The sequence below is a fragment of the Moorena sp. SIO4A5 genome, assembly GCF_010672005.1.
In the GTDB taxonomy this organism is placed as follows: Bacteria; Cyanobacteriota; Cyanobacteriia; order Cyanobacteriales; family Coleofasciculaceae; genus Moorena.
In genome coordinates this window covers 19,059-31,559 of sequence record NZ_JAAHHZ010000080.1, presented here as the reverse complement: position 1 = coordinate 31,559, position 12,501 = coordinate 19,059, and the positions used below count along the sequence as shown (strand labels likewise).

The window sequence follows — 12,501 nt, the reverse complement described above, 5'->3', positions numbered from 1 at the left end:
TTTTTAAGATAAATTGGCCAAAGAATCCACGAATCGTTCTGTCTCCTCCTACTAACCTGGCTGAATTATTCTGATCACAACTGAATTATAGCGGTTATCATACTTATGAGGTACACAGGATTTTTTCCCTCTTCTCTCTTCCCTACTCCCTATTCCCTATTCCCTACTCCCTGTTCCCTTTAGTACTAATTTTGATACCAGATTGATAATTCCATTCATAATTAACGCAGCGATAAAACCAACTCCAACATGAAATAGCACAAACACGACACTGTAAGTCAAGCAAGGTGTAACACCAGCGGTGGGGCAATCTAAGGATTCTTTCGAGAATAGTTGGGCGATAACAGACTCTACCGGTTTAGCATCGGTTTGGGACGAAATACCACTGACCGCTAAACCAGTACCGACCAGGGTAATCCAACGTTCTAATTGTTTTTCTCGTTCTTCAGCAGCTTTCTGTTCCTGATGCCGAATTGACTCTAATTGTTTTTCTCGGGCTTGATCAGCTTTCTCCTTATCTCTGAGGGCTTTTTCCAAAGCGCGATCGCATTCTGCCTGTTCAATGTCCACAATGCCTCGGATACTACCAAGCATCTGGTCAAATAATTGCTGACCGGGTTTGAGATAATTCAGGTCGGTTTTAATCTGTTTTTGAAACCGTTTAGTTCTTTGGTTGAGGAAGTTTTCCAAAAACTCGATACTATCGTTTTCCAGACTATGTTCACAGATTTTGTTTAGCCAGTAGTCATAGTTGTGGTCATTGGTAGCGATCGCATTTTTGTGATCCTTCATGTCTCGCAGATAACCAGCATACTCAAAGGTCTTGGATGGCATCTCGGTCAGTTTCTGCTTCAGTTGCTCTAGCCGTGTGTCTCGCTGCGTTGCCAATTTCTTGAAATCTGTAACCTCTTGTTCCAGTTGGCTATAGAGTCCTCTAGTTTTGCCATAACACCAACGGGCTTGATCATAAGCAAACAGGATTTTACTGCGACAGCACAATAGATTGAAAAAAGACAAAGAAGTCTTTACAACCAGCTTTAAGGTTTCTGGGTGACGGTTTAACCAGACCAGAAGGTGACATTGCTCCGTTGGTTTCTCTTTACCGTTGTCATAGGCAAATATTGGGCTACCAAATAACTGCCCAGATGCCATAAACTGGGATTTTTGGTCAGTTCCCTGGAAAAAACCATCCACACAGGCATCGGCTAACGTTCTATCCTCTTCGGGAGTGCCCACTGGTTCGCCATAGAGCACTAAGGTTTGTCCCAAGGAAGCTTGAATGGTGCTGGCTAGGAGGCACCCTTGGGGATTGAAGTGACTAAATTCACTGGCTGCAACGGTATTCTGGCAAGACAGGGTTAGGTCAAGGGCATAGGTATCATGAATTTTAACGGGATAGACCTGGACGGTTAGGGCAGAGCCTGCTAGTTGCAGTGGTGCTGTGTATTTTAAGGGAGTATTCCCTGTTTGGCTTAGAGGGGATGGTAATTTTTCTGGTAAGGATTTCAGCTCTGGGATACCTAGGGGTTCGCTGAGGTTAGCACAGTGTTGCCACAACTGATCCGCATCCGGTCGCAACTGTTCCAGTTCTTGGCTTAAGTCTTGGCAGAGATGGAAGGCATAAAGGGTGACGCTGGGGTTTTTGAGTCGCAAGGCGGTATCACTCATCAGCGGGAGTGTTGGGTTTTTCGGTTTCTGTGGGAGTACTCTGACGGATAGCGTTGAGTAGTACTTCTTTCACGTTATTGTCATTTTCAGCTTCAGTTTCAGGAGTGGGGACAGTGCCTCCAATTCCTTTTTCAGCAATTGTTTTTTCATCAATTATAGGCATCAAAGTATTATTAATGTCTGAGTGAGAAGCACACCACCGAGCAATGCCATCGGCTAGCTGTTCGGTATCACTTGGTAATGAGGTAATTAATGCTTCGAGTTCCGTTCGTTCTGAGTCTTTAAACAACTCAAGTTGGGTGTCCAGCAGTTTTTTAAAAGCCGATAAAAATTTATTGTTAATTTTCATAGTATTAACTCCTATTGACCAATCGCACAGAATGCAGCCCAATGAAATGGTGCCTCAAAGGGTTTATCGCTATTCTTAAATTTGCAAAATTTAGCCTTAATTTCGTATTTTTTATAAAAAGCCAAAGGCAAATTATCAATGTATTCCTCTAATTCTCCTTTGGTACTATCCCGCAGCCATAATTGCGCTTGGTTAAGGGCAACCGCTAAAGGGATCTGCTCTCCCAGATTCTGATAAAATTTAATCATCAACAACGCTGTCGATAAATCGTTTACCTTCCACAGGCTACTAACCACTGCTGGACTCCCCGCCACTAGGAAACCACTGGGTAAACCAATGTATTCATCGCTGATGTTGGTGTAATCAATTAATCCGGTTTCACAAGCGGAAAGGGTGACCAAGCGACATTGTTCTAATTGTAGGTCAAAGACGTCATCGATAGTCAGACATTTCTCTAGGTCAAATTCTTCATCTTCACTTATCCGTAAATAGCGCTCTGAATTCGGTGCAGCAGCTGGGGATTTTTTGGCATTTGCCAGAATTAGAGCCGATTTCCGTGGTTCTTGGTAATTAAAGTAACCGTGACAGCTAAAATGTAAACAGTGGTAACTGTTGAGAGGGTTGCTATCGATGGCGGCTTTGGTAGCAGCGTTTTCCACGAGGACTTCTGTATCTGGTGGTGGATTGAAATAGCTTTTGATTACTTCTACTTCCATAGGAGTGTAAACTAAATCACCACTGGGGTTTTGAACCGCAAACAGGTGGGGAAACTCTTCTGGGCGTTGTCTGGTTTGAGTAAGTTGGAGTAGTTGACAGCTAGGGGCGTAACTTACCCCTGCTGGAAAGCGATCCATCAGAATTTTAGAGTTACCTTCTCCCTGCTTACTGGTAATCGGTAAGGTATGAAGGGGCAACAAATGTAAATACTGATGGGGGATTAAAATTAAGCGATCACACTCTGGGGGAATCTGCTGAATGATGTCATCAATGTGCAGAATTTGCGCCAGGGAATGTAGACGGGTAGTGAGGTGCTTTGGGTAATGGTATTTTTTAGTGGAGTAGGCTTTTAAATATCCATTTGCCCAATCTACCAATTGACCTAAGTCTTTTAACTGAGAATGCCAAACTAGATTGCGGGTGAAGATGAACGTGACCAGCTTATTCCGTGTAATGTAAAACTCGACAATGGCAGTGTGGTTATCCAACTTTTTCTGAAACTGCTCAAACTGAAAGCCAGAAGCAATGGTAAAATAGCGGTTTTTTAATTCATTATGCTGCTGTCGCAATGCTTGAATACGTTTTCCTAAGGCTGTTGGGTTTTTAGCTTTGCCATCGTGAATTTTGTTTTTATCTCTGGCTATTTTATCTCTGTATTTTTTTAGTTTAGTGACAACATTTGCAGGAAAGATGCTTTTCAGTTCACGGCTGATAATTTCTTCAACTATATAGCGGTTTTTGCTTTGTTCAGCATAATCAAGTGCTTCGATAATTCTAACTAAATCCACACAAACTTCTACCATTATGCTATAAAGTTTGTTCCACTTTTCGCGGTGTTTGCGCTTGCTTTCCTCTCCAGAAACCATTTCCTCCTGCAAAGATTCTACGGTAGCAATGGCAGAGTTAAAGGTGGTGTAAGCTAACAGAGACTGCTTACTGTCTTGGTAAGCTATCCCTAGTCCGTACAAAGTCTCAGCATGCTTTTCGGGAAAAGCGTCACGGGTGCGTACTTCTAAAGCCAATTGGAAGCAAGCGATGGCTTTTTCTAGGTTTTGTGCTTTCTGACCTACGATTCGGTTACTGTAAGCATTACCGATATTAGTTTGTGTATTTGCCCACTCAATCGGAAATGCTTCAAAGGTAAAAACTCTAAGAGCCTGTTGTAAACAAGCGATATCCTCTTCTATATTCTGTGATTTTTCACCTTTGATTCGGTCAGAGTAAGCATTACCGAGATTATTTTGTGTTTGTGCCCACTCAATAGGAAATCCCTCAAAGGTTCTGACTCTAAGAGCCTCTTGATAACAAGCGATAGCCTCTTCTATATTCTGTGATTTATCACCTTTGATTCGGTAATAGTAAGCATTACCGATATTAGTTTGTGTCGATGCCCACTCATAAGGAAATGCCTCAAAGGTATAAACTCTTAGAGCCTGTTGGTAACAAGCGATCGCTTCTTCTATATTCTGTGCTTTCTCCCCTTTGATTCGGTTACAACAGTAATCAATACCGAGATTATTTTGTGTTTGTGCCCACTCATCAGGAAATGCCTCAAAGGTATAAACTCTTAGAGCCTGTTGGTAACAAGCGATCGCCTCTTCTATATTCTGTGCTTTCTCCCCTTTGATTCGGTTACAGTAAGCAATACCGAGATTATTTTGTGTCGATGCCCAATCATAAGGAAAAGCCTCAAAGGTTAATACTCTTAGAGCCTGTTGGTAACAAGCGATAGCCTCTTCTATATTCTGTGCTTTCTCACCTTTGATTCGGTTACGGTAAGCAGCACCGAGATGATTTTGTGTCTTTGCCCAACCTTCAGGAAAACCCTCAAAGGTAAAAACTCTTAGAGCCTGTTGGTAACAAGCGATGGCTTCTTCACTATTCTGTGATTTCTGACCTTTGATTCGGTTACGGTAAGCATTCCCGAGATTATATTGTGTCCTTGCCCAACCTTCAGGAAAACCCTCAAAGGTAAAAACTCTAAGAGCTTTTTTGGAACAAGCGATGGCATTTTCTATATTCTGTGCTTTCTCACCTTTGATTCGGTTACTGTAAGCAGCACCGAGATAATTTTGTGTCGATGCCCAATCATAAGGAAATGTCTCAAAGGTATAAACTCTAAGAGCTTCTTGGAAATAAGCAATGGCTTGTTCTAGGTTTTCTACTTTCTCCCCTTTTCTTCGGTGACAGTAAGCATTCCCGAGATTATCTTGTGTCCTTGCCCATTCAATAGGAAATGCCTCAAAGGTATAAACTCTAAGAGCCTGTTGTAAACAAGCGATGGCTTCTTCACTATTCTGTGATTTCTGACCTTTGATTCGCTCATCGTAAGCAATAGCGAGATTAGTTTGTGTCCCTGCCCAATGTTCGGGAAAAGCTTCACGGGTGAAAACAGTTAGTGCTACTTCATAGCCAGTGATGGCAATTTCTATATTGCTGGCTTGGTCACCCAAGGGGAATTGCCTAATTAGATTGCTGAATTTGAGAATAATTGCTGCTATGTATTCCCCTTGATCTGCTTCCACTTCCGCCAGCTTACTTGTTGCCCATTCCCGCAATTGTTCTGCTAATCTATCATCCAGTTTATCTGTATTTGCTTTCAGTAATGGGTAAACTTGGGCGTCACCACTACTCTTTGCGGTTGCTTTTAGTACCTGTAAGAGAAAGTCAAGTTGGGCATCAGATGTATTGTCAGCCATTGCCATCCACTGCTATACAATAGTTATTCAAAAATTCGACTTATTGAAAGCACCCTGGATTTACCAATCTTCCGCCATTGGCAAAACTGTCTGCTGCTATCCCTTAGGAAAAGGCAAGAGGCAGAACCTTGTAAATTATAACATTCCTAAGAAGTCAGAAGTCTGAAGTCAGAAGTCTGAAGTCTGAAGTCAGAAGTGGGTAGTGCTGTATTAATATCTAACACACGAGTACCCATTAACCGCAAACGAGTACCCATTAACCGCAAACTAGTACTCGTTTATCACATACCAGTACTCGTTTCTCGTTAACTAGTACTGGTGTATAACAAACGGGTACTGGTGTATAACAAACGGGTACCCGTTTCTCACATACCAGTACTCGTTTCTCGTTAACTAGTACTGGTGTATAACAAACAAGTACTAGTTTTTCGTTAAACTGTACTTGTTTATCATTTAACAGTACTAATTTCTCAGTAACTAGTACTTGTTGCTAATATACTAGTACTTTTGTATTAAAAACCGGTACTGTTTTGTTCTTAACGAGTACCATTTCCTCACATGGTAAGAGGGAATAGGGAATAGGGAGCAGGGAGCAGGGAGCAGGCAATAGGCATGCTAGCAATAGGCATGCTAGCAATAGGCAAGGTAAGCTATCAGCTAATAGCTATCAGCTATAGCGTTTCTAGGACTCATGAGGTACACATAACTGTTTGACTATTGGCTTTTGCTTCTTCTCTCTTACCTGCTCCCTGCTCCCGTCTTGATGCAGTCGCTCATGGGGGAAACCCCCAAGACCGCGCTGCATCGCTGCTTCCTGCTCCCTAAAAACCAGATATTTGTACCTCACCAGTCGTAGAATTGCTATAGCTGAATGCGACACCTAACCGGATGTTACTTATCCGTTAACTGGTTCAACCAATTGGTCAAATCCACTTCGGTTTCAAAATCTAACAACGCTTCTCCTAAATCCTCCAACTGGTCAAAGGATAATTTCTCAATTTGATTTTGTAATTGGGGATTTATCTCTCCTAGGCGACGGTTAAGTAGACGCTTAATTAAATTAAGCTCATTGCGCTTTCCTTGTTCTAATCCCTGTTCTAATCCCTGTTCTAATCCTTGTTCTAATCCCCGTTCTAATCCTTGTTCTAATCCTTGGCGAATAATTCGTTGATAAACTACTGACTCTTGCATCATATCCTCCCGAAAATAAGCTTGAATTAAATTAAGAATTAAGAATGAAGAATTAAGAATGAAGAATGCAGAATTTAGAACTTATAGCAACCGAAGTATAGTTTAGGACAGAGAATTTTGGTTGAAAGGGAGCAGGGAGTAGGGACTAATGCCGTAGGCCACGGGGGGCGCGTTCGGAGCAGAAATATGTCTTAAGCTTTACTGCGACTGCTATACATTCTTAATTCTACATTCTTAATTCTACATTCTTAATTCTACATTCTTAATTCTACATTCTCAATTCTTAATTCTACATTCTTAATTCTACATTCTCAATTCTTAATTCTACATTCTCAATTCTTAATTCTACATTATTAATTATTAATTTTATAAAAACCCTTGACAAACAAAAATATAATTATTATAATAATCATTTTAAACTCAAGTTTAAATTATTCACTATGTCAGACAACTTTACTCGCAACTTCAAGAAAAAACCAACTCAGCACACTCTCAAAGGTCCTCGTGAATCAGTAATCAATAGTATCCATATGCTTTATTCCCTAGGCTATGCAGAAATCGCGGAGTGGACTCCTCTAGAGCCGACCGATATTCCAGGTGAAGTGATGACTACTATGACCAAGTATTGGTTGTTGCCATAACACCTTAACTTTCTGGGGGGTTTTCCCCCCCGGGGGCCTTGGGTTTCGGAAATTTCTGACATATGTGATTGCCATAGCCGTGGATAGTATTTCTACGGCTATTTTTTTATGGAATTAAGAAGGAAGAATTGAGAATGAAGAATTGGGAATTGGGAATCGGGAATCGGGAATCGGGAATCGGGAATTGGGAATCGGACAAAAGTAAAATTAACTGTTGAAATAGGGAGCAGGGAGCAGAAGGGCTTTTGGTGAGAGGATATCTGAAAAGTTTTTTTATACTGAATTTTGCCCCCCTAGCCCCCCAACTTTGGGGGGAATAAGAGTCAATTTGCTTCTAAAAGTCCCCCAAAATTGGGGGACCAACGGGGGCTTGGATGTAGCAAATGAGACTTCTCAGACAACCTCTAACTTTACATAAGTTAATACAGCGAGGCAGAGGTGCGACCCGTGGCGAATTTAATTCTTAATGCGGAAAACGCACCATTACGGTCTTGGGGGTTCCCCCCACTCGCGCTTTGCATCAAGAAGTGAGGTTTATTTTTGTCCAGGTACTTAGCGATCGCTACTCTCGAAACAATCCGTAGCGATATCCTAACTGCCAGTCGAGATGTCAGAGATTACTGAATGATTAATCTACTATATATGTGGAGTAGTTCCCAACAGACTTGGGTCAACCTGCGTTTCCTGCACACCTAGTCTAAGGATTTTTGGCCCTTGGTGGCAGAACTATCGCAAAAAGCCTAATCATTGTCCGCACCCCGCTCTTGCCTAGACGGGGCTTCCAAACATCGGACAATTTTTTTGTGAGTTGAGTTAGACAAACTGCTATATACTAACGAATGACTGCTAAACAGCTTGCTACCATCGTGAATAAAGTTCCTATTCTCAGCATTGACTTAGGTCGTACCTCTACTAAAGCTTGTATCAGCCGTTACCCCGATGGTGTAGTGCTAATTCCTGCCAATGTTGCCCATCTCACCGTTGAGCAAGTGCGTCGGGGTGGGTTTGAAGCTCGACTAGGTGACCCTCTATTAGATATTTGGCTGGAGTATCAAGGCAAAGGATACGCCATTGGACAACTAGCCGCTGACTTCGGAGCTAACTTGGGTGTTGGTCAATCGAAAGTAGAAGATGCCTTGATAAAAGTCTTTGCCTGCGTAGGACATTTCGAGCTTCAAGGTGACTTGGCAATTATCATGGGATTGCCCTACCATTCCCAAGAGCAGTTTGAGCGTGAAAAAGACGAATTAATTGGTATCCTCGCTTCCCCTCATGTCATGTACTACAGAGGGGAACAAGTCTCGATTACGATTAAGAAAGTTTGGGTGATACCAGAGGGTTATGGTAGCTTGATCTGGGTTGAAGTTCAGGAAAACGATCCATCGGATGGCGGATTACACGACCGTTCCGTCGCCGTTGTGGATATTGGCCACCAAACCACTGACTTTATCATGGCAGATTCGTTCCGATTTGCTAGAGGAGCATCTCAGAGTGAAGCGTTTGCCATGAATGAGTTCTATGATCAATTAGCTGCGCAAATTCAGGGAGCTGATAGTCAATCGTTGCTATTAATCAAAGCGGTTAATCGTCCAGAGGGAGAGCGCTTTTATCGTCCTAAGGGTGCTGCTCAGCCCACAGACCTCGACGAAATTATACCGAGTTTGCGCAAAAGTTTTGCCCGTGAACTGTCAGATCGCTTGCTCGCTTGGCTACCAGAACGCACCACAGACGTAGTGGTGACGGGTGGTGGTGGACAATTCTTCTGGAATGATCTTCAACTTATCTTCAAAGAAGCTAGACTGAAGGGTTACTTAGCTCAACCCTCTCGAAAAGCAAATGCTTTGGGACAATACATTTATGGAGAGGTGCAGAAGCAGTCGGCATCTCGATAAATTGTATTGTAATTATCCGATAACATTATAGGTATAATTCCCATGGCAGCGATCGCAAAAAAAGTAAATAAAACAGTAGCATTTACCTCTAACCGAGAGGATCAATCCCTACTAAAGGCAGTGGAAAAAGAACTAGCTAAGGGTCAGTATCCTAGCTTTAGCATGTTGTGCAAGCAAGCTCTCCAAGAGTTTCTGTTAAGACCAGAATCCTCTGAGGAAAAAGCATCCTCCCAGGAAGCAACCGAGGAAACAACCGAGGAAACAACAGGTGTTGGAAATCTTGAAGACAAGCTAACCCAACTGCAGCAGCAATTAACTGAAGTGGTACAGGCGTTATCGGTTCAGAGTCCTAGCCAACTGAATAGTCAGCTAAGTGATATGACTCAACGGATTGAGGAAATAGACTCTAATACAACTCAACAATTGACGCAGTTACAACAGCAGCTAGGGAAATTAGAGCAGGTTCTATCTACTGAAGAATCTTCTGATCAACTTGATGATCAATTAACAGCCTTAATCGAACAGGTGAAGCAAGTGGATGACCGTTCTCATCAACAACTCGAACACTTAAAACAGCAAGTTGCTGGTGTCGAAACGGTGCTGTCGAATTTTAGTACGACGGATGTATCTGGCTTAAAGGAACAGGCATCCACAGCAAAAGCGACCAGAGACTCAGATGCTACGGCTAAAGCAGGATTGGAAAAAGACGCTGATCAATCTGATGATCCGTTACTAAGTCGCTTGGGTTCTTTATTAGAGGATTTTTAATTAACTGTATAGTGCTATGACAAAACGCAGAGTTGGACTGCTGTTTGGTGGTGTCTCAGGAGAACACGAGGTTTCCATTAGTTCTGCAAGAGCGATCGCAAACGCTCTGGGTGCCGATGAAAATGCCTCTAAGTACGAAGTGGTGCCAGTCTACATTCAAAAAAATGGCATCTGGACAGTGGTCGAAACTATCGCACAGGTTTTAGACTCGGGAACCCCCCTGGAATCTGCTCCTAGCGGTAATGTCTGGCAATTTCCGGCTGTTGTCAGTGAGGTAGATGTCTGGTTTCCCATCCTCCATGGGCCGAATGGGGAAGATGGCACAGTTCAGGGATTACTAACCCTGATGGGAGTTCCCTTTGTCGGTAGTGGTGTTTTGGGTTCTGCTGTAGGCATGGACAAGCTGGCAATGAAGACAGTATATGCCCAAGCCGGATTACCCCAAGTCAACTACATGGAAGTTTTGCGATCGCAAGTTTGGTCCGATCCCTGTGTATTTACCAAACTCTGTGACCAAATTGAGGAAACCTTAAACTATCCCTACTTTGTCAAACCAGCTAATTTAGGCTCATCGGTCGGGATTGCCAAAGTGCGATCGCGTTCTGAATTAGAAGCCGCCTTAGATCATGCTGCTAATTACGACCGTAGGTTGATTGTAGAAGAAGGAGTAGTAGGGCGAGAAGTAGAGTGTGCTGTACTAGGTAACGATCATCCCAAAGCCTCAGTAGTTGGTGAAATTACCTATGAGAGTGATTTCTATGACTACGAAACCAAATACACTCAAGGTCAAGCCGACTTGTTAATCCCCGCTCCCTTGCCCACTGACGTGACTACCCAGATTCAGGAAATGGCAATCCAGGCTTTTACTGCCGTTGATGGGGCTGGTTTAGGACGGGTAGACTTCTTTTATGTCGAAGCCACTAGGGAAATCTTCATCAACGAGATTAACACCTTACCAGGTTTTACTGCAACCAGTATGTATCCCCAACTGTGGGCAGCTACAGGTGTTTCTTTTCCAGAATTAGTGGATCAGTTAATTCAACTAGCAATAGAACGGGCTTGAATCTTCGTCCGCACGGAATATGATAGGAAAGGTTACGCCAAAGATTGAGCTGAGTTAAACAATTTGAGGAGAAAAACTTGGAACGGACATTTCTGATGGTTAAGCCGGATGGTGTACAACGGAATCTTGTTGGTCAAATCATCCAGCGTTTTGAGACAAAAGGTTTTACCTTAGTTGGGCTGAAGCTGATGAGCGTCAGCCGTGAACTTGCCGAACAGCATTACGCTGTTCACAAAGAGAGACCTTTCTTTGGTGGACTAATCGAATTCATCATCTCTGGTCCTGTAGTAGCAATGGTTTGGGAAGGAAAGGGAGTAATTGCTTCCGCAAGAAAGATTATTGGTGCTACCAAACCTCTGGAGGCTGAACCAGGAACTATTCGGGGCGATTATGGGTTAGACACAGGTCGCAATCTTATCCATGGCTCAGATGCCATTGAGACAGCGCAGCAGGAGATTAGTCTTTGGTTTAAGGAAGAAGAGCTCGTTAGCTGGGAACCAACCATAACCTCTTGGCTTTATGAGTAACAGTAACATTTACCTTTAAACGGCAAGTCCCACGCTCTACCAATGTTTGGTGAGCGTTGGGATCATTGATAGGGAGATGGCGGAATTCTTCCCGACTCTTGTTAAAAGCAGTTAGCGGCTAGCTTCTTTTGCCCTTTGCTCTTTCCCCAAAGCCGCTTGCCCTTCATTTTCTACAGGAATTGACTCCAGGTCTGGGGTCTTAGACTTTTCAGAAAATCCCCACATGAACACTAGGGCAATAGCAGCAATCATTAACCATTCCGGTGGCACTAATTCCGGTTTAATCGCTCTGACCAACAGGCGCAATCCCACAAAGCCCACGGTGATGTAGCCAGCATCCTCCAGATAGACATACTCTTTCAACCAACGAATAAATAAGCCCGCCATGAAGCGCAGGGTAATTACCCCAATGGTGCCACCAGCAATAACCAGCCAGGTCTGGTCAGAAATTGCGATCGCTGTCGTGACACTATCCAAGGAAAAAGCTAAATCCGTTACAGCAATTAGGGGAATTGCCTGCCATAGAGAAGTAAACTTCGGGCCATGATGGTGATGTTGTTCATCTTCATCAGAGGTGAAATACTCAAAGACCAACCAGAGCAGATAGGCAGCTCCCAATAACTCAAACTGCCAAAACTGCACTACCCAAGTGGCTGTGAGAATCAAAGTGATTCGTAGGACATAGGCAACTGCTAAGCCCAAGTTAAGAGCATGGCGTTGAAGTTGTTTGGTCTCTAAGCCTTGGGAGATCGCAGCTAATGCGATCGCATTATCAGCAGACAGTACAGCTTCTAGTGCGACCAGAATCAACAAAACCACAGGACCCTCAAGCCCAACATTAAACGATGAGTTAAGAATTTGGTCTAGCATTAAAAATTCTTAATGTCTTAAAAGGTTAACTTAGTCTATTACATAGACTTAATCGCCTAAATTGCTAAAACTTTGATATCTAATTTAATTAATCTTAACATTATAATCAGAATTTT

General features: G+C 42.9%; 11 protein-coding genes. 5 read left to right on the top strand and 6 right to left on the bottom strand.

Annotated features, from left to right (window positions below; translation table 11 throughout):
* Positions 1–156: 156 nt before the first annotated feature.
* The 5 genes from F6K57_RS22460 to F6K57_RS22440 form a co-directional block, all read right to left on the bottom strand.
* Complete coding sequence (locus tag F6K57_RS22460; RefSeq protein ID WP_293070730.1) at positions 157–1,668, bottom strand: hypothetical protein; 1,512 nt, start codon at positions 1,666–1,668, stop codon at positions 157–159.
* Positions 1,661–2,017: a hypothetical protein gene (locus tag F6K57_RS22455; RefSeq protein ID WP_293070728.1), complete on the bottom strand. Its 357-nt coding sequence runs from the start codon at positions 2,015–2,017 to the stop codon at positions 1,661–1,663. Before F6K57_RS22455 ends, F6K57_RS22460 begins: the two co-directional genes overlap by 8 nt.
* A gap of 11 nt (positions 2,018–2,028) precedes the next feature.
* A complete protein-coding gene (locus tag F6K57_RS22450) occupies positions 2,029–5,433 on the bottom strand; it encodes a CHAT domain-containing tetratricopeptide repeat protein (RefSeq protein ID WP_293070726.1) in 3,405 nt (1,134 codons plus the stop codon).
* A gap of 682 nt (positions 5,434–6,115) precedes the next feature.
* Positions 6,116–6,280 (bottom strand): hypothetical protein, encoded by a 165-nt coding sequence (locus F6K57_RS22445; protein ID WP_293070724.1) that lies wholly within the window; start codon positions 6,278–6,280, stop codon positions 6,116–6,118.
* A 44-nt stretch (positions 6,281–6,324) separates the two neighbouring features.
* Positions 6,325–6,627, bottom strand: a complete 303-nt coding sequence (locus F6K57_RS22440; RefSeq protein WP_293070722.1) for a DUF4351 domain-containing protein — start codon at positions 6,625–6,627, stop codon at positions 6,325–6,327.
* Between the two features lie 437 nt (positions 6,628–7,064).
* On the opposite strand from F6K57_RS22440, the gene F6K57_RS22435 reads away from it, so the two are divergent.
* The 5 genes from F6K57_RS22435 (at position 7,065) to ndk (ending at position 11,515) form a co-directional block, all read left to right on the top strand.
* The gene (locus F6K57_RS22435) at positions 7,065–7,265 is read left to right on the top strand and encodes a hypothetical protein (protein ID WP_293070720.1); all 201 of its coding nucleotides are present in this window, start codon (positions 7,065–7,067) and stop codon (positions 7,263–7,265) included.
* 839 nt (positions 7,266–8,104) lie between these two features.
* Positions 8,105–9,157, top strand: a complete 1,053-nt coding sequence (locus tag F6K57_RS22430; RefSeq protein WP_293030398.1) for a ParM/StbA family protein — start codon at positions 8,105–8,107, stop codon at positions 9,155–9,157.
* A 42-nt stretch (positions 9,158–9,199) separates the two neighbouring features.
* Positions 9,200–9,925, top strand: a complete 726-nt coding sequence (locus F6K57_RS22425) for a hypothetical protein (protein WP_293070718.1) — start codon at positions 9,200–9,202, stop codon at positions 9,923–9,925.
* Positions 9,926–9,941: 16 nt separating this feature from the next.
* Positions 9,942–10,988 (top strand): D-alanine--D-alanine ligase family protein, encoded by a 1,047-nt coding sequence (locus F6K57_RS22420; RefSeq protein ID WP_293070717.1) that lies wholly within the window; start codon positions 9,942–9,944, stop codon positions 10,986–10,988.
* A 77-nt stretch (positions 10,989–11,065) separates the two neighbouring features.
* Positions 11,066–11,515 (top strand): nucleoside-diphosphate kinase, encoded by a 450-nt coding sequence (gene ndk / locus F6K57_RS22415; protein ID WP_293070716.1) that lies wholly within the window; start codon positions 11,066–11,068, stop codon positions 11,513–11,515.
* A gap of 111 nt (positions 11,516–11,626) precedes the next feature.
* Here the strand turns inward: ndk and F6K57_RS22410 are convergent, their stop codons facing one another.
* Positions 11,627–12,385: a DUF475 domain-containing protein gene (locus F6K57_RS22410; protein ID WP_293030057.1), complete on the bottom strand. Its 759-nt coding sequence runs from the start codon at positions 12,383–12,385 to the stop codon at positions 11,627–11,629.
* Positions 12,386–12,501 lie beyond the last annotated feature (116 nt).

Excerpts from the sequence above, each read along its gene's own strand:
- F6K57_RS22460 (WP_293070730.1), bottom strand. The coding sequence starts at position 1,668 with ATGAGTGATACCGCCTTGCGACTCAAAAACCCCAGCGTCACCCTTTAT.
- F6K57_RS22455 (WP_293070728.1), bottom strand. The coding sequence starts at position 2,017 with ATGAAAATTAACAATAAATTTTTATCGGCTTTTAAAAAACTGCTGGAC.
- F6K57_RS22450 (WP_293070726.1), bottom strand. The coding sequence starts at position 5,433 with ATGGCTGACAATACATCTGATGCCCAACTTGACTTTCTCTTACAGGTA.
- F6K57_RS22440 (WP_293070722.1), bottom strand. The coding sequence starts at position 6,627 with ATGATGCAAGAGTCAGTAGTTTATCAACGAATTATTCGCCAAGGATTA.
- F6K57_RS22435 (WP_293070720.1), top strand. The coding sequence starts at position 7,065 with ATGTCAGACAACTTTACTCGCAACTTCAAGAAAAAACCAACTCAGCAC.
- F6K57_RS22430 (WP_293030398.1), top strand. The coding sequence starts at position 8,105 with ATGACTGCTAAACAGCTTGCTACCATCGTGAATAAAGTTCCTATTCTC.
- F6K57_RS22425 (WP_293070718.1), top strand. The coding sequence starts at position 9,200 with ATGGCAGCGATCGCAAAAAAAGTAAATAAAACAGTAGCATTTACCTCT.
- F6K57_RS22420 (WP_293070717.1), top strand. The coding sequence starts at position 9,942 with ATGACAAAACGCAGAGTTGGACTGCTGTTTGGTGGTGTCTCAGGAGAA.
- F6K57_RS22410 (WP_293030057.1), bottom strand. The coding sequence starts at position 12,385 with ATGCTAGACCAAATTCTTAACTCATCGTTTAATGTTGGGCTTGAGGGT.